The organism is Thauera butanivorans NBRC 103042 (assembly GCF_001591165.1).
Taxonomy (GTDB): Bacteria; Pseudomonadota; Gammaproteobacteria; order Burkholderiales; family Rhodocyclaceae; genus Thauera; species Thauera butanivorans.
Map to the genome: position 1 here is coordinate 1 of NZ_BCUG01000021.1, position 16,238 is coordinate 16,238.

Genomic DNA, 16,238 nt, shown 5'->3' on the forward strand with positions numbered 1-16,238 from the left:
CCAAAAAAAGAGGCATCCGCCAGCCGGCGGATGCCCCTCCATCAAACGAGCGGAATTACGAATCAGCCAGCGCGGTGCGCGGCCAGTTTCAGCCAGGTATCGACCACCGTATCCGGGTTCAGCGAAATGGTCTGGATGCCTTCGTCCATCAGCCACTCGGCGAAGTCGGCGTGGTCGGACGGTCCCTGGCCGCAGATGCCGACGTACTTGTCGAGCCTGTTGGCAGCGCGGATCGCCATCGACAGCAGTTGTTTGACCGCCGGATCGCGCTCGTCGAAAGCGTGTGCAACCAGGCCGGAGTCGCGGTCCAGGCCCAGCGTAAGCTGGGTGAGGTCGTTGGAGCCGATCGAGAAGCCGTCGAAGTGTTCCAGGAACTGCTCGGCCAGGATGGCGTTGGACGGGATCTCGCACATCATGATGAGCTTGAGATCGTTCACGCCGCGCTTCAGGCCGTGCTCGGCCAGCAGATCGACCACGCCTTCGGCCTCTTCGAGATTGCGCACGAACGGAATCATGATCTGCACGTTGGTCAGGCCGAGCTCGTTGCGCACCTTCTTCATCGCCGCCACTTCCATCTCGAAGCAGTCGCGGAAGGAATGGGCGATGTAGCGCGAAGCACCGCGGAAGCCGAGCATCGGGTTTTCTTCTTCCGGCTCGTAGATCTCGCCGCCCAGCAGCTTGCGGTATTCGTTCGACTTGAAGTCGGACATGCGCACGATGACCGGCTTCGGGTAGAAGGCGGCGGCGATCGTCGCCACGCCCTCGACCAGCTTCTCGATGAAGAACTGCTTGGGCGTCGCGTAGCCGCGCGAACGGCGGTTGATCTCGTCGCGCAGATTGGCCGGCACCTGGCCGATGTCGAGGATCGCCTTCGGGTGGATGCCGATCATGTTGTTGATGACGAACTCCAGCCGCGCCAGGCCGACGCCGCCGTTGGGGATCTGGGCGAACTCGAAGGCCAGTTCGGGGTTGCCCACGTTCATCATGATCTTCACCGGGATTTCCGGCAGATTGCCCATGTCGGTGGTGATGACCTCGAACTCCAGCTTGCCGCGATAGACGTAGCCGGTGTCGCCCTCGGCGCAGGACACGGTGACGGATTCGCCTTCGCCCAGCACGTCTGTGGCGTTGCCGCAGCCGACGATGGCGGGAATGCCCAGCTCGCGCGCGATGATCGCGGCGTGGCAGGTGCGCCCGCCGCGGTTGGTGACGATGGCGCTGGCGCGCTTCATCACCGGCTCCCAGTTCGGGTCGGTCATGTCGGTGACGAGCACGTCGCCCGCCTGCACGCGATTCATCTCGGATGCATCGCCCACCACGCGGACCACGCCGGCGCCGATCTTCTGGCCGATCGCACGGCCGTGGGTCAGCGCCTTGCCGTACTGCTTCAGGCGGTACTTTTCCATCACCAGGCCGGCATCCTGGCTCTTCACCGTCTCGGGGCGGGCCTGCAGGATGTAGAGCTTGCCATCCTGGCCGTCCTTGCCCCATTCGACATCCATCGGGCGGCCATAGTGCTTCTCGATGATGACCGCGTAACGCGCCAGCTCCAGCACGTCCTCGTTGGTCAGCGAGAAGCGGTTGCGGTCGGCCTCGGGCACATCCACCGTACGCACCGACTTGCCGGCCACGGCCTTGTCGGTGAACACCATCTTGATCAGCTTGGAACCCAGGTTGCGGCGGATGATCGCCGGCTTGCCCTGCGCCAGCGTGGGCTTGTGCACATAGAACTCGTCCGGGTTCACCGCGCCCTGCACCACGGTCTCGCCCAGACCGTAGGACGCGGTGATGAACACCACCTGGTCGAAGCCCGACTCGGTGTCGATCGAGAACATCACGCCCGAGGCGCCCGAATCCGAGCGCACCATGCGCTGCACGCCGGCCGACAGCGCCACGTCGGCATGGGCGAAGTTCTTGTGTACGCGATAGGCGATGGCGCGGTCGTTGTACAGCGACGCGAACACTTCCTTCATCGCGTGCAGGATGTTCTCGTAGCCGTGGATGTTCAGGAAGGTTTCCTGCTGGCCGGCAAAGGAGGCATCGGGCAGGTCTTCGGCGGTGGCCGAGGAGCGCACGGCGAAACTGCCCTCGCCTTCTGCGGTAATCTTGTCGTAGGCGGCCTTGATCTCGGCTTCGAGCTTGGCCGGAAACGGAATGTCGATGATCCACCGACGAATCTGCGCACCCGTCTTCGCCAGGGCATCGACGTCATCGACGTCGAGCGCGTCGAGCGCGGCATTGATGCGATCGGCCAGGCCATCGTGCGCCAGAAATTCGCGGTAGGCTTCCGCGGTGGTCGCAAAACCGCCCGGAACACGGACGCTCGAAGGCAGCTGGCTGATCAGTTCGCCGAGCGAGGCGTTCTTGCCGCCGACCTTTTCGACGTCGGTCATGCGAAGTTCGTTGAAAGGAATCACGTAGCGCGTCATGGATGACCTTCCGCAAAAGAGAGATAGAAAGCAAAATTCGATTTTAACGTTTTATTGTGCTCTGCCGCACGACAGGGTTTGCCCCAATGCCGACCCGGTCCCGCTCCGAGCAAATACAGGCAGCGATCATGACTGACACCCCCATCCGCACCGTCTTCTTCGTCTCCGACGGCACCGGCATCACGGCCGAAACCCTTGGCCACAGCCTGCTTGCGCAGTTTCCGGAGGGCCGCTTCCGGCAAGTGCGCGCACCTTTCGTCGACGACATCGACAAGGCCATCGACTGTGCAAGCCAGATCCGCGAAGCCGCGGCAAGCGACGGAGCACGTCCGATCGTGTTCAGCACGCTGGTGAACGAAGACACGGTCGCTGCACTGCACAACGCCGATGCGCTGTTTCTCGACCTGTTCGACCGCTTCATCGGCCCGCTCGAAACCGAGCTCGGCCAGCGCTCGACGCACGCGGTCGGGCGCTTCCATGGCATCGCCGACAGCATCGACTACAAACACCGCATCGAAGCGATCAACTTCGCCATGGCCCACGACGACGGCGTCTCGAACAACGGCGAACTGGAAGAAGCCGACGTCATCCTGGTCGGTGTCTCCCGCTCCGGCAAGACGCCGACCAGCCTCTATCTGGCCATGCAGTTCGGCGTCAAGGCCGCCAACTACCCACTGATCCCCGAAGACTTCGAGCGCAACAAGCTGCCCGGCGAACTGCACAAGTACCGCCGCAAGCTCTTCGGCCTCACCATTGCCGCCGAACGCTTGTCGCAGATCCGCCAGGAACGCCGCCCCAACAGCCGCTATGCCTCGCTGGAAAACTGCCGCTACGAGATCGATGCCGCACAGAAGCTGATGCGCCGCGAGAACATCCGCTGGCTCGACTCGACCACCAAGTCGATCGAAGAGATCTCGGCCACCATCCTGCAGACCGTGCATGTCGAACGCCCGGCGTTCTGAAGCGCTGCGTCGAGCCGCCGTCGGCGGCGGCGGCCTCCGCTTATTCGGTTAGAATGTGATCCTCTCGCCTGCAATCCGACACAGGCGTCACCGCAAGAAGCAACAGGACTGCACAATGAAAAGAACGCGCATCAAGCGCCGCGGCGGCCTCGGACGCATCGCTGAACAACTGACATGGCTCGCAAACGGCCTTGCCGAATCGAGCAGCCGCATCGAGGACAGCTACTGGGAGCAGCAGTTGAGTGCCGCGCTGGACGAGCACCTCGAAAACAACGAAGAAGAAGCACTCAACATCGCGCTGGACCACCTCTACAGCACCGAAGCACGCGCGTACGACGAACTGGCCGATTTCATCGAGTCGCGCGCCGAATGTGCCACCGGTGCTTTCGCCGACCATGACGTCGTGCTCATCGCCGCACCCATCCTTGCCTGGTCGCGCTACCGCATCCCGGCAGTCGCCGTGCCGTCGGCCGTGCTCGCCAATCTGCGCGTCCATTTCCAGGCCCACGTCCTCGCCCAGGACGCCCGCCTCGCCGTCGCCAACTTCCTGTTCAGCCCCGACCAACTGCCCCAGGGCTATTGCGCCACGGCGGAATTCGCCAAGATGCTCGGCAATGCGGCGATGAACGATTCGGACCTTCGCATCGACACCGAAGGCATGCCGGACACCGCACAATTCCTGTCCGACACCCGCTACCTGCTCGCCGCCGCTGCCGTGCCCCGCGGCAAGCCGGTTTTCCGCTGGCAGGAAAGGGACGGCAGCCGCGACAGTGCGCGCGAACAATGGCGCATCCAGGGCGGCGCCTGTCTGGCGCCCCTGCTGCCGGGCTGTGCGGTCGACCTCGTGCTGCCCGAGCCCTATTTCGCCGCCAGCCGCGCTGCCGACAAGGACAGCCGCCCGTACTCCGTGCGCGCCTCGGTCGCCTACCTGGGAACGGCGCTCGAAGTCCCTGCCTCCAACCTGCGCGCCGTCATCGCGCCGTTCTGGGACCGTGAGCTCGAGGAATACCGCATCGGCTTCAGCGTGCGCGGCGGTGAGCAGGTCGTGCATGGCGTGGTCTGGCCCCTGCTCGGCGCCGAAGACGACAGCACCGACATTCCCGGCCAGATCGAAGCGGTGCTGCGCGAATGCGGCCTCACCGACGTCATCCACCTCGACCACCAGTTCCCGCTCGAATACTGCGACGACTGCGGAGCGCCGATGTACCCCTCCGCCGAAGGCGAAACCGTGCATGCCGAAATGCCGGAAGAGCAGATGGAACAAATGCCCCGCCATCTGCACTAATCGCTGTTGCAGCCACTGACGGAGATCGGAAAGCATGAGCAAGATCGACAAGAGCGACGCCGAATGGCGCGCCCAGCTTACCGACGAGCAGTATCGGGTGACGCGCCGCAAGGGTACCGAGCGCGCGTTCACCGGGCAGTACTGGGATACCTGGGACAAGGGCGCCTACAACTGCGTGTGCTGCGGCGCCCCGCTGTTCCGCTCGGAGCACAAGTTCGACGCAGGCTGCGGCTGGCCCAGCTTCTGGACCGCGGCCGAACCCGACAACGTCGCCACCGCGGCTGATCACAGCCACTACATGGTGCGCACCGAAGTGCTCTGCAGCCAGTGCGGCGCCCATCTCGGGCACGTGTTCGACGACGGCCCGCAGCCGACCGGGCTGCGCTACTGCATCAACTCAGCGTCGATCGAGCTGGAAGAAGACACGGACAAACCCTCTCCGCCGTAATCCGGCAGTTGGGTAGTCAGAAAAAAACCGCGCTGCCCTGAGGCAAGCGCGGTTTTTCATGGGTGGAAGCAGCGTTTACACGCGTTCCCACACCGTGGTGATGCCTTGGCCGCCGCCGATGCACATCGTGGCCACGCCATAACGGCCATTGGTGCGGATCAGCTCGTGCAGCAGCTTGGTGATGATCACCGAGCCGGTCGCGCCCACCGGGTGGCCCAGCGAAATGGCGCCGCCGTTCGGGTTGACCTTGGCCGGATCCAGGCCCAGACCACGGTTGACCGTGATCGACTGCGCCGCGAAGGCTTCATTGGATTCGATCACGTCGATCTGGTCCAGCGTCAGGCCGGCGCGCTGCAGCGCGAGCTTGGTGGCGGGGATCGGGCCTTCGCCCATCACTTCGTTCGGCACACCGGCGATGGCGTAGGACACCAGGCGGGCGATCGGCTTGTGGCCGGCGGATGCCGCCTTGGCAGCGTCGGCCAGCAGCAGGAAAGCAGCAGCGTCGTTGATGCCCGACGCGTTGCCGGCCGTCACCGAACCGTCCTTCTTGAAAGCCGGCTTCATCTTGGCCAGCGCTTCCATGGTGGTCATGCGCGGATGCTCGTCGGTATCGAACACCACGGTGCCCTTGCGGGTTTCGAAGGTGATCGGCACGATCTGGCTCTTGAAACGGCCTTCGGCGATGGCTGCGGCAGCACGCTTCTGCGATTCCAGCGCAAAGGCATCCTGCTCTTCGCGGCTGATGCCGTGCTTGGAGCACAGGTTTTCGGCAGTGATCCCCATGTGGCCGACACCGAAGGGGTCGGTCAGCACCGCGACCATCGAGTCGATCGCCTTGGTATCGCCCATGCGCGCACCGCTGCGCAGCGCCGGCAGCAGGTAGGCGCCGCGCGACATCACTTCGACACCGCCACCGATGGCGTAATCGGCATCACCCAGCATGATCGCCTGGGCCGAGCTGACGATCGCCTGCTGGGCCGAGCCACACAGGCGGCTCACCTGGAACGCGACCGAATCCATCGACATGCCGGCGTTGATGGTGGCGACGCGCGACACATAGGCATAGCGGGCATCGGTCGGAATGACATGGCCGACGGAAGCGAACGAAACCGCCTTCGGGTCCACACCGGCACGCGCGATCGCTTCCTTGATCACCACTGCGCCGAGATCGGACGGCTCCATGTCCTTCAGCGAGCCACCAAAACCACCGACAGCGGAACGAACAGCGCTCAGAACAACGACTTCACGATTTGCCATGCACACTCCCTCCTATTGGGTACGAAAATCATCCGCCCACCCAGCCGGCCAGGCCAACCAGGACAAGCAGAAACAAGCATACCAGCAGTGCCCGCCAGATCAGGCCTACGGTACTTTGCATGTAATCGGCGCTCGCCTCGTCGCCCAGCCCCAGTTCGGGCCGATCGACGATGCCGCCGGACTCATGGACAGGCATGCCGAGCCTGACGCCCAGCGCACCCGCAGCACTTGCAAGCAGTATAGCCGACGACTTGTCCGGCCACAGCACCGCCTGAGTGCGCCAGCAATAGACGGCGCCCTCGAAATCGCCCACGACCGAAAACGATGCCGCCGTCAGCCGCGCCGGCAGCCAGTCGATCAGCTCGAATCCGCGCCGTGCGAACCGGCTGGAATCATCGGACTCCGCTTGCGCGCCGCGCCCCCATTCGTCGGCAAAGAACCTCGCCAGCCTGTACATCACCGCGCCGCTCGGCCCCGGCAGGATCACGAACCAGAAAGCGACGCCGAACAAGCTGCGATGCGCGCCCACCAGCGCCTGCTCGATGGCGAGCCGAGCCAGCTCGCTGGCATCCGCCCCGCCGCAGTCGCGCCCCCGCCAGTCAGCCAGCAAGGCCCGCGCACGATCGAGCTCACCCATGCGCAAGGCCAGATGGATCTCGGAAAAGAAACGGTTCTCCCGGCGGAAACCCATCGCCATGAATAATACCGCGACATTGAACGCGAACGCGAACACCGGATGCAGTTCCCACAGCAGATAGTGCAGCACCGCCGTCAGCAGCGTCCCCAGCACCACGACACTCAGCCAGACCAGGCGGCCATGCCCGCCCTGGCCGCCGCCGAAACGCGCGAACAGATTCCCGGACAGGGAACGCAAGGGCTGGAGTACCCAGCGATCTACTGACAGCGGACGAATCTGCTCGATGAGCAGCGCAATGATCAGGACGAAAAGAGTCATGCCGGACTACTGTGGAAACGCAATCAGGATATCGCCAAGATACCACAGGGCCCGGAACCGCCGCGATGGCACCTTCACCGGCACCTCACTGCCGGCTCAGACTCGGCCGCCCTGCCCGGACAGCAGGCGGTACAGGGACATGATGATTCCCGCCGTCGCGCCCCAGATGTAGTAATCCTTGTAGGGCATGGCGTGGAACTGGCGCTCCCGCCCTTCGTGCATCAAGCTGTGGCGCAGATGATTGGCCGGGTCGAGAAAATGCGCCAGCGGCACTTCGAAAGCCTCGGCCACCTCGAAGGTATCCAACTGCAGTTCGAAGGGCGGGTGCACCACCCCCACCACCGGCGTCACGCGGAAACCCGTGCCGGTATAGTAATCGGGCAAGGCGCCGAGCAGCTCGACATGGCTGCGGTCCAGGCCGATCTCCTCTTCCGTTTCGCGCAGCGCCGTCTCGACCGGCGAAGCATCCTGTGCTTCGACCCGCCCGCCCGGAAAGCTGATCTGGCCTGGATGGTGATGGAGGTGGTCGGTGCGCTTGGTGAGGAGCAGCGCGGGCGCGAACTGCCCGGCAACCACCGGGACCAGTACCGCCGCGGGGCGATGACGATTGTCTTCCATCGTCTCGGGCCAATCCCCGCCCGGCTGCCCCGGCGCCTGCTGCAGGATCGTACGCAGGCGATCCAGTGGCTCGGACCAGATTTCGGGCGCCACGTGTTGCCCCAGACTCACCTCATCCTCCCATCGATCAATAACGCCGTTCCAGTATCAGGCGGTTCCCTTCCCGGCTCATCTGCATGCGGTTCAGGAAGCTCATGCCCAGCAGTACCACCGGCATGTCGCCCTCGTGGATGGCCGCATCCACGCCCGCCAGTTCGATTCCACCGAGACGCACCGAATTCAGCCTGACGATCCATATCGGCGCCACGCCATTGGCCGTCTGGCTGTACGCCTGCCGCCCCTGGCGGAAATCGATCCCCGCCCGCCTGGCATCCGCCGCCCCCATGGACACCGCGGTCGCGCCAGTATCGACCAAAAACCGCATCGACGCACCATTGACGCTGCCCTGCGCAACGAAATGCCCCTGGCTGTCGCCTTCGATCATCACCCGCACAGGCGCAGCAACAGAATCCACGCTAACCGCATGCTCTCCAAGCCGCAGTGCCTGCCGCCTGCCGTTGACCTCCACCGTCGCCACCTCGCCTTGCACGGCAAGCAGTTTCACGCCTTCCCGCGTGCTGGCACCAATGGCGAGTGTCTGGGGAGTGCCGCCATCGACGACTATCACGGCACGCGTTGCAAACAGCCCTGCAAGCGCCAGATCCAGCGCAAAAGCGGACGACGACATCATCAACAGCCCTCCTCCACCAGCCAGCGCTACTGCAACGGCTCGACGCAGCGTGGCCATGCCCTCCCACCGATGCTCGCCTATCATTGCGGGACGTACTCTCGCCAGAATGCCCGACGCGCACGGAACCTACCCGAATCTTCAGAAAGAAAATCGAATCCGGGCACCGGCATGGGCGTCGGATTATCCGCCGTCACAACGGACACCACCAGCTCACCGTCAATTTCGACCACGTTAACACCTACAATTGGAGAATGGATACGGATCGAGTTGTCTGCTATGCCGGTCTTGTAATTGAATGCATTCATCCAGCTATAGCCACCCGGTTCGCACGCACTAACGGCAGGCACAGTGCTCGGAACCAGAAGAAGCCCTCGCACCAATTGCGGGTCAACGTGAGCTAGCTCTCCTGCGGTCGGGAGGTCGACATACCAACCTCTATCCGTGCTCAGATTGACAGCCGAAGGGGCCGTGGAGCTCCTTTCGGTTCCATCTTCCGATTCCGTGAGGATTTGCTCCACCAGTACGGTACGTGGATTATCCAACGTACTTGTCACATCGTCGTCCTTGATCGCATACACACTCTGAGTTATGGCATTGTCAACGTTGACATCCGCAAACTCTAGATACTTGCCGGTCGCCACGTACACCATGCGTACATGACCAATTTCACCCAGTTCCGGGGCTGTCGTGATCGGCTGGGGTTTTGTCCCCTCGTCGTCCGCGTACAGTTGTGCCAACCTCAGCGGATTTTCCGCCGAAGCACCATGATTGATATCAAAGCGCCAAACGTTACCCAGCAAATCCCCTCCATACGTGTAACCAGCGGTGTTGTCATGGTTCAAATCATCGGCCCAGGCCTTGATCTTTGCCAGGCCGCTGGCAGCCCCCGCACTGCCCACCCCTGTGCCGATTATTCTAATAACCGCGCCTGTAGCAGCATTGAGGACGAACAATTTTCCTTCGCCAGAGTTATTGTAGCCTGAAGCAAAAATCACCACCCAGGTACCATTCTCCAGCTTCGTCACAACTGGGTTGCCGAATGAATAGCCGAGATCATTGTGAGTAAACTCCCACATCAGCGACGGCGACGCTGGATCAGTAACATCCAGGGCAAAATATCCCTTTCCCCCGCCATTGAGGCCGCTGATGAGAATCGACCTCCAAACCGCAGATGCTTCAATATCGCAATTGGCAGAGCAAATATCGTAAACCACGGGTGATGCATTAACAAAATAGCGGTGCCTCGTGGCATAGTTTTTGTCCGCAAGGCGCCACATGTTCTGCATCACCATGCTGGGAACATACGCCCAGCGTTCAGTCAGGTCGGCAGCATCGAAGGCATGCAGCATGCCGTCGTTACCACCCACGTAGACCGTTCCGGCACGATCGGCAAGAGAGGTTTTGAATTCTGCATAACCCTTGTCGTGATAGTTGAAATAAGGTTTGGCAATATAGAACGGAGCAGATTCAATGAGATCGCCCAGCACCGTCTCCCGCTCCCGGAAAATACTACCCTCATATGCTGTTTGCCCCCGAAGGTAGTTGACCAGGTTAGCATCTACCGCATTCGCTTTCTGCTCCGTGCTCAACAAAGACCACTGGCCCAAGCCGCTGACGACCGAAGTGCCGAAATACGCCTGCTGCGTCGCGGTCATATTGTCATAATCAAAACTGACCAGAGAACCAGACGAGCCCTTCATGTAAATGTTCCGGCTGTCAGATGTCGCGGACACCATGCTTCTCATCGTACCGGTACATTGCAAAGAATTATCGACAGCGAACACATTCTCGGCGCAGGCCACTGCAATCGTACTGGCTGCCCCCGTATTCAAATCAATTTCACGTTTCTCCAGATTGCCCGTCCATTTCACCGAGACGTAGCTCGCGACGTAAAAATAGTTGTCGCCTTCAACAGGATTGAGCGTACTGGCAGCAGCAGCCGCGCCAGCCCCTGTTTTTGCCTGGATCTCCTGCAGCGCACCCGCCAATCCATCCGACAATTGCTGTGGGTCACCGGCACTAAAATAAGTTCCACGCCCATTGACCGCCGCATGCCAGAGGTCATCAATACCTGTCGGATGATTGTTCGATGGTACCGGCCAATTTTTTAACCCTGTCCGGATATCATGAAAATCGCCGGAGGGCGCCGTTTTGTAATCAGGCTGATAATTCAGTGTCCCGTTCACACCAAGGCCAAGGGTAAAAGTGGTCATGTGCTGCTTCGAGTTATTATCCGAAGCACTGGTGAACACATTATTCTGGCAGACCTCGAGCCCTTTTGAGCCTGTACAGTTATCCAATGCGGGTGTACGGAGATCAGTGTCGTAGTAATATTTCGCAACATCGGCGAGGCTGCTGGCACTCGCACTGGGGCCTTCATACATCGGCCTCGCGGTACCGCTTCCATCCTGGTTGCTCATTGGCGTTCCGTCTATTTTCTTGATGTCCGGGTTCTCGCCGATGGTTGTCTTGCTCTCATTCCAGTACCCATCCGTGGTCAACAATGCAAAATTCTGCTGACACGAATATTGCATTGGATCATCCCGCAATTTTCCGGCAAAAATTCGCCCGACATCGGCAAGCGTGGGGCGCAAGGGAGTGGTACCACTCGCATTGACATTGAACAATTTCGTATACCAGGCACTCTTGTGTCCAGACGCTCCGCCAGAGAAATCATTCACTTTCAGATAATGTGTACCTGGGCTATTAATGCTGTAAAAACCAACACGATAATTATCGTTGATCGAGACGAACGCCCGGCTGACCGAAGTTTTCATGACCTGCATCCGCGTCCGATACCATGCGAACCAGTTCTGGAAATTTTTCAGTTCTTCGGCATAAGTGCAGACCGGAGCCGCTTCGCAGTCGGTTCGGCCGCTGCGATCGACCACCACCGTGCCATTGGAATCAGTGATGTTTCCGTAATCACGCCCTGAAACGATATCGATACGCATGAACCTGCCCGGCAGGTAGGCCATCGAACGTGCCACCAAACCACCCGTGAAGGCCGAAGACAAGGTCAGTACCGTACCGCTCCCACCGCTCACGGTAAAGCTGACCGTTGCCCCATTATATGAACCATCGGGCGCAACTACCTTCACTCGATATATGTTGGAAGAACCAGTGCCTGCCGGCGAGCTTGCCGAGAACCCGTTTTCAGAAATGAACCCTGCCAGCGCCGTGGCCAGCCCTTGCCTCCGGGTATTTGCCGTACTGCTGCTATTGCAATACCGGAACCCGCCCGAAGGCAGGATATTGGTACCATTGACAGTGATTGCACCGACCGTGACCACCTCGGTCGCATCATCGCACTGTGCGTTCGTGCCGGTCTTGGTGCTCCTCAAAACAGAACCGCTGCGGACTTCAATGACGCCCGAGCTGTCATTTTCCGCCGTCGATCCGAGGTCGGTAATGATTGTTGGGTACTTGATCGTGTTGTATCCATTGCCTTGAATGGCCCTGCAATCGGTCCGATTTTGATCGGTGCACCAGCGGATCGGTGCCGGTACTGGGTAATCTGCGCTCGGCGCATCGGCTTCGATGCAATTGGCCAGAGTGTCATTCGTGCAGTATTCGCTAGCGACGATTACATAATAATATGGTCCCACCCGCCTGCTCTCGGTGGTCGGTGCATCAACCGGACCCGTGGCGAAGGTCGCCGTTCCACTCGCGACCGTATGGCGCGGATAGACATAGGTTTTGCCAGCGACTTTCCCAGGGAGAATGTAGTTGTCGTTACGGAGGCAGTCGGTGTAACTGGTGCTCGTGCAATATTCCAGATCCCAGAATTCGTTGAGCAGATCGAGCTTATCCGTTGTGATTTTTCCGTATCCATCGAGCGGCACGGTCGAGCCAGAGGAACCGTCAAACCGCGTCTTTTCGGTGCCGTCATAAGAAAGCGGAGCGCTGTATGTAATCTCAGGGTCGTAATAAATCGTATTGAACGGCGAGGAATGAAACAGCGGCATCCCTCGGTTATTGGAGTTTTTCCCCGGATAGCATGAACTTACAGCACTGGTACTATCTGCTGCGTGGCAGCATCTCGATCCGGTTTGAGCAGTCTGGTTCCAAGGTGCATTCGTTCCACTGGCCTTTGTACCCTTGCAATAATTATTATCCATGATCACATCCGGCATGTTGTCATAAGCCATACTGCCGGAGTTATCGATAATGAACATCAGGTTTGGGTTGACTTCTGCCGCCGTCGAACTGAACAAAGGCGAGGTGGCAAGATCGAGATCAGCCTGGGCCGGCAGCGCCACCACCGATACAGCGATGGCCAGCCAGAGCGGGCGGGAAAAAAAGAACGAGCTCTTCGACCTGGTAATCATGGCGACCTCTCAATACACGAATGCCTGAATGAAACTGACCGTGTTGCGCGGCCCCGTAACACGCACGGTAACCCGATATAGGGGACTCAAAGGATTCGAGGTTCCGGTAAGCGGAGGCGTTGCGCTCACCCCCTTGGAACTGCTGTTGCTCAAGCCGCCTGGTGCGTTGATGCAGATCGCCTCGGTCGGCTCCCCATCTTCGCTGCACATGCGCTGGATCACATAGCGGATTTGATTTCCGGTGGCACTTTCCACGCCTTCGTCATTGATGCTATCACCCGATGCAACGCCATACTTATTATCTGTCGCCCAATGGCTGCTATCATCTATATCGAACTCACTCGTGGAGTTGGTCGCATAGTAACCATTGCCAGCATCGTGGTTATGGAGCTTCGTTTGATCTGTATCAAATTCTGCACGCAGCCAGGCAATTGCAGTTTCTGTTCCGCTATCTCCGGACAGCGTAGCCGACTGCTTGAAAGCGATGTTCCCCGAAACGATCATGTTGGTATCAACGGAGCGAACCAAGGCGACTGCCGCAAGAGCAAGTGCCACCAAGGCAATGAGGGCAACAAATAAAACTGCCCCAGACTGCCTCCAGCGGCTGCTTATCGTGCAACTGCCGTATTTGCACATCCCACGACGGCGCATTTGCGGTATCACATCGCCTCCTTGGCCCATACGACATTTCGCAACGGAATGATGGTTTCAAAGATCCGATAGCGGTAGTGATCCCAGTCATCAAGGCCAGTCAACGCCGCCAAATCAACTTTCGGAGCGGGCGAGTCCTCCGTTCCAGCCCAGGCACACAAGCCGGTTGGTTCGGGCGCATCTTCGGCACTGCATGCTTGGGAGACGGCCTCCTTCTGATACAGCGGATTGCGGGCGATCACTGCCACCCGCACTGCCTTGATGCGTTTGCGCCGCGCCATATCAATGGTATCCGCAGCCCACTCACCAGTGGCATTGACCCAAGCCACAACCTGGTTTTCGCTGCCAACTGCGGGGTTTTCGGCTGCAATACCATACTGGGCCTGCAGGCCGACAATATCAGCAGCAATCGGGTCGTCATTGAGCCTGAGTTCACCTCCGACAGCAACGAAACTCCGAGGGGTAACGGGTTCAAAGCAGGACAAATGCACCGGAGCGGAGGAGGTGCTCGCAACGATGCTGCCACTCCCCTGAACAAGATCGATGCCCGTTGTGTCGTCAAGCCCCTCTACCTTTCCGAGGAAACAACGGTTGTTCCCTCTGTCGGTGATCAGCATCCGATCATTGACGCGACATACCATGTTGTTATTGACGGAGAGTGCGCTACCTCCGCCTGAGACGGCAGTCACCTCGACAATCGCACCACCTGTCGGAGAGTTACCATAACGAATAACGATTTCATCGCTTTCGTCATTTTCACCATCGGCAATGACAACTGGCACATAATCCACCGGCGCTGGACTGATGGAGCTATCACCTGTGATATTGACGATGGAGGGACAATCCATTGGCAACAATCGATTTTCACGATAATCATACAAAGCCATGCCGAAACCCGCCTGCTGAACCTCCCGTTGTATCGAATAGATGGCCAGTGCACTACTCGTTTGGGCGTCGGCTGTGCCGGAGGTGATCCTCTTCTGCCCTTCGAATCCGGAGAACGCTTGCATGATTGCCAGCGACGCAAGCAGCGCAACCACCATGCCCACCAGAATTTCGACCAGGCTGAAACCGCCTTGCCAGCTTCTTTTCCCTGCCTTGCCGAAAAACTCGACCAGGCGATATTCAGTCGATATCGTCATTTTCCGCAACTCGCGCACGTAGCGTCACGTTATGCTCAATCCCATCCGGACCAGCCCATTTCACGACAACTCTGACTGTGTGGCTACCATCGACTAGCGCAAAGACTTCGCGCTCTCCGTTCGGCAGGAGATTCGCCACCTCGCCATCCAATGCAGCGATCCTCTCGATCACGATATCGCGCTGTGACTGTTTCGGATCGGCCCAGAACATGCCTATTGCCTGCTGCGCCAGATAAGTCGCCGTGGAACGAAACTGGGCGTCGGCAGTGTTGCGTACCATCGCCGCCTGAATGCCGATCAGACCAAGAATGCCGATCACGAAAATGATCATCGCAATCAACGCCTCCAGCAGCATGGCGCCGCCTTGCATGTTCCGCCATATGAACCGCCGGCTATTGCACCGGGTCAGCATCGGCGTGGATCGTCGGCTTTGAGCTTGGGGCTGGGATCGCATACGCGTGCACTTCCACTGGCAGAAACGGTGACATTAAGCGTGCGGCGATCTGCCGCAGGAAGATCAGGATTGTCGATGGTCAGCGAAACTACGGGGGATGCGCGGCCAAAAGCATCGAAAATCAGCACATCTGGCGCGGCGCCTCCATCCAAAACGGTGATTCCATCAGTACGGTCCTCATTTGCAGAGCGGCTCTGAATCACGACGGAGTTATCAGAGGCAAGCTGCACCGTCCATCCAGCCCCCTCGATCACGAACTCAACTGGCGCATTGCGCTGGACAGCCTGTGCGCGTGCAATCTGCAATCCATTCAGAATGGATTCAGCTACAGTCCGGGTTTTGGAATTTCCCATCCACACGGTAAAGCTCGGGAGGCCAATTGCAAGCAAGATGCCAATGATTGCGATGCCGGTCACGAGTTCAATCAGTGTCACTCCGTGATGGCGAATCGACTTCTTCAGCACGCTCCACCTCTTCGCGTAATCCAGCAGCCTGGGGCCGTACCGTCCGCCTTCCCCCATCCTGTTGGCGCTCCTGTGGTGTCCTTTGCATTGTCCTGGTTCAGGGTATAGACAAAGCCCCCGGTTCCTTGTGCTGAAACCCCAGTTGCGGTGATGGTGTATTGCTGGCCATCCGCGCTAGGCACACAGGCGTAGGTAAAATAACGGACACTAGGCGCAGCAGGCATATCCACACCACACTCATCGCCATCCTCGGAATGGGCATACTGGCGGTTGTCCTGAAAATATTGTTCGAGACGGACACGAGCCGTCGACAACTCGCTCGTCGCTTCAATGAGCTTGCTTCGCATGATGTAGTCGTTGTAAGACGGAACAGCGATCGATGCGAGGATGCCGATGATGACGACCACGATCATGATCTCGATCAACGTGAACCCTTGTGCCTTTTTCATGGCTCTGCCCTTTTATAGCTAGCTTTACTGTATTCCCTTTCAAGCTCCATCCCACACGCAAGA

General features: G+C 59.6%; 14 protein-coding genes. 3 read left to right on the plus strand and 11 right to left on the minus strand.

Annotated elements, in window-relative coordinates:
- Positions 1-62: 62 nt before the first annotated feature.
- The gene (ppsA, locus tag TBU01S_RS10120) at positions 63-2,429 is read right to left on the minus strand and encodes a phosphoenolpyruvate synthase (protein ID WP_068636526.1); all 2,367 of its coding nucleotides are present in this window, start codon (positions 2,427-2,429) and stop codon (positions 63-65) included.
- Positions 2,430-2,557: 128 nt separating this feature from the next.
- On the opposite strand from ppsA, the gene ppsR reads away from it, so the two are divergent.
- From ppsR to msrB, 3 genes are all read left to right on the plus strand, one after another.
- Positions 2,558-3,391, plus strand: a complete 834-nt coding sequence (gene ppsR, locus TBU01S_RS10125; protein ID WP_068636527.1) for a posphoenolpyruvate synthetase regulatory kinase/phosphorylase PpsR — start codon at positions 2,558-2,560, stop codon at positions 3,389-3,391.
- 115 nt (positions 3,392-3,506) lie between these two features.
- On the plus strand, positions 3,507-4,676 hold the full coding sequence (locus TBU01S_RS10130) for a DUF2863 family protein (RefSeq protein ID WP_068636528.1): 1,170 nt from the start codon (positions 3,507-3,509) through the stop codon (positions 4,674-4,676).
- 34 nt (positions 4,677-4,710) lie between these two features.
- Positions 4,711-5,124, plus strand: coding sequence for a peptide-methionine (R)-S-oxide reductase MsrB (gene msrB, locus TBU01S_RS10135; RefSeq protein WP_068636529.1), 414 nt, complete (start codon positions 4,711-4,713; stop codon positions 5,122-5,124).
- Positions 5,125-5,199: 75 nt separating this feature from the next.
- On the opposite strand, the gene TBU01S_RS10140 is transcribed toward msrB, so the two are convergent.
- From TBU01S_RS10140 to TBU01S_RS10185, 10 genes are all read right to left on the minus strand, one after another.
- A complete protein-coding gene (locus tag TBU01S_RS10140; RefSeq protein WP_068636530.1) occupies positions 5,200-6,381 on the minus strand; it encodes an acetyl-CoA C-acyltransferase family protein in 1,182 nt (393 codons plus the stop codon).
- 28 nt (positions 6,382-6,409) lie between these two features.
- A complete protein-coding gene (locus tag TBU01S_RS10145; protein ID WP_068636531.1) occupies positions 6,410-7,336 on the minus strand; it encodes a CobD/CbiB family protein in 927 nt (308 codons plus the stop codon).
- A 96-nt stretch (positions 7,337-7,432) separates the two neighbouring features.
- Positions 7,433-7,954, minus strand: coding sequence for a CoA pyrophosphatase (locus TBU01S_RS10150; RefSeq protein ID WP_083953563.1), 522 nt, complete (start codon positions 7,952-7,954; stop codon positions 7,433-7,435).
- Between the two features lie 127 nt (positions 7,955-8,081).
- The gene (locus TBU01S_RS10155; RefSeq protein ID WP_068636606.1) at positions 8,082-8,741 is read right to left on the minus strand and encodes a TIGR02281 family clan AA aspartic protease; all 660 of its coding nucleotides are present in this window, start codon (positions 8,739-8,741) and stop codon (positions 8,082-8,084) included.
- 23 nt (positions 8,742-8,764) lie between these two features.
- Positions 8,765-13,015: a pilus assembly protein gene (locus TBU01S_RS23010; protein WP_083953554.1), complete on the minus strand. Its 4,251-nt coding sequence runs from the start codon at positions 13,013-13,015 to the stop codon at positions 8,765-8,767.
- Between the two features lie 9 nt (positions 13,016-13,024).
- Complete coding sequence (locus TBU01S_RS23015; protein WP_083953555.1) at positions 13,025-13,651, minus strand: pilus assembly PilX family protein; 627 nt, start codon at positions 13,649-13,651, stop codon at positions 13,025-13,027.
- Positions 13,652-13,674: 23 nt separating this feature from the next.
- On the minus strand, positions 13,675-14,808 hold the full coding sequence (locus tag TBU01S_RS10175; protein ID WP_068636536.1) for a PilW family protein: 1,134 nt from the start codon (positions 14,806-14,808) through the stop codon (positions 13,675-13,677).
- Positions 14,792-15,163 (minus strand): type IV pilus modification PilV family protein, encoded by a 372-nt coding sequence (locus TBU01S_RS10180; protein WP_088178861.1) that lies wholly within the window; start codon positions 15,161-15,163, stop codon positions 14,792-14,794. The genes TBU01S_RS10175 and TBU01S_RS10180 overlap by 17 nt, the downstream gene beginning before the upstream one ends.
- Positions 15,164-15,213: 50 nt before the next feature.
- Positions 15,214-15,726, minus strand: coding sequence for a GspH/FimT family pseudopilin (locus TBU01S_RS23020; protein WP_245650891.1), 513 nt, complete (start codon positions 15,724-15,726; stop codon positions 15,214-15,216).
- Positions 15,720-16,175, minus strand: a complete 456-nt coding sequence (locus TBU01S_RS10185) for a type IV pilin protein (RefSeq protein WP_068636538.1) — start codon at positions 16,173-16,175, stop codon at positions 15,720-15,722. Before TBU01S_RS10185 ends, TBU01S_RS23020 begins: the two co-directional genes overlap by 7 nt.
- Between the last annotated feature and the right edge of the window lie 63 nt (positions 16,176-16,238).

Bases quoted from the DNA above. Each gene is read 5' to 3' on its own strand.
- ppsA (WP_068636526.1), bottom strand. From the start codon at position 2,429: ATGACGCGCTACGTGATTCCTTTCAACGAACTTCGCATGACCGACGTC.
- ppsR (WP_068636527.1), top strand. From the start codon at position 2,558: ATGACTGACACCCCCATCCGCACCGTCTTCTTCGTCTCCGACGGCACC.
- TBU01S_RS10130 (WP_068636528.1), top strand. From the start codon at position 3,507: ATGAAAAGAACGCGCATCAAGCGCCGCGGCGGCCTCGGACGCATCGCT.
- msrB (WP_068636529.1), top strand. From the start codon at position 4,711: ATGAGCAAGATCGACAAGAGCGACGCCGAATGGCGCGCCCAGCTTACC.
- TBU01S_RS10140 (WP_068636530.1), bottom strand. From the start codon at position 6,381: ATGGCAAATCGTGAAGTCGTTGTTCTGAGCGCTGTTCGTTCCGCTGTC.
- TBU01S_RS10145 (WP_068636531.1), bottom strand. From the start codon at position 7,336: ATGACTCTTTTCGTCCTGATCATTGCGCTGCTCATCGAGCAGATTCGT.
- TBU01S_RS10150 (WP_083953563.1), bottom strand. From the start codon at position 7,954: ATGGAAGACAATCGTCATCGCCCCGCGGCGGTACTGGTCCCGGTGGTT.
- TBU01S_RS10155 (WP_068636606.1), bottom strand. From the start codon at position 8,741: ATGGCCACGCTGCGTCGAGCCGTTGCAGTAGCGCTGGCTGGTGGAGGA.
- TBU01S_RS23010 (WP_083953554.1), bottom strand. From the start codon at position 13,015: ATGATTACCAGGTCGAAGAGCTCGTTCTTTTTTTCCCGCCCGCTCTGG.
- TBU01S_RS23015 (WP_083953555.1), bottom strand. From the start codon at position 13,651: ATGTGCAAATACGGCAGTTGCACGATAAGCAGCCGCTGGAGGCAGTCT.
- TBU01S_RS10175 (WP_068636536.1), bottom strand. From the start codon at position 14,808: ATGACGATATCGACTGAATATCGCCTGGTCGAGTTTTTCGGCAAGGCA.
- TBU01S_RS10180 (WP_088178861.1), bottom strand. From the start codon at position 15,163: ATGCTGCTGGAGGCGTTGATTGCGATGATCATTTTCGTGATCGGCATT.
- TBU01S_RS10185 (WP_068636538.1), bottom strand. From the start codon at position 16,175: ATGAAAAAGGCACAAGGGTTCACGTTGATCGAGATCATGATCGTGGTC.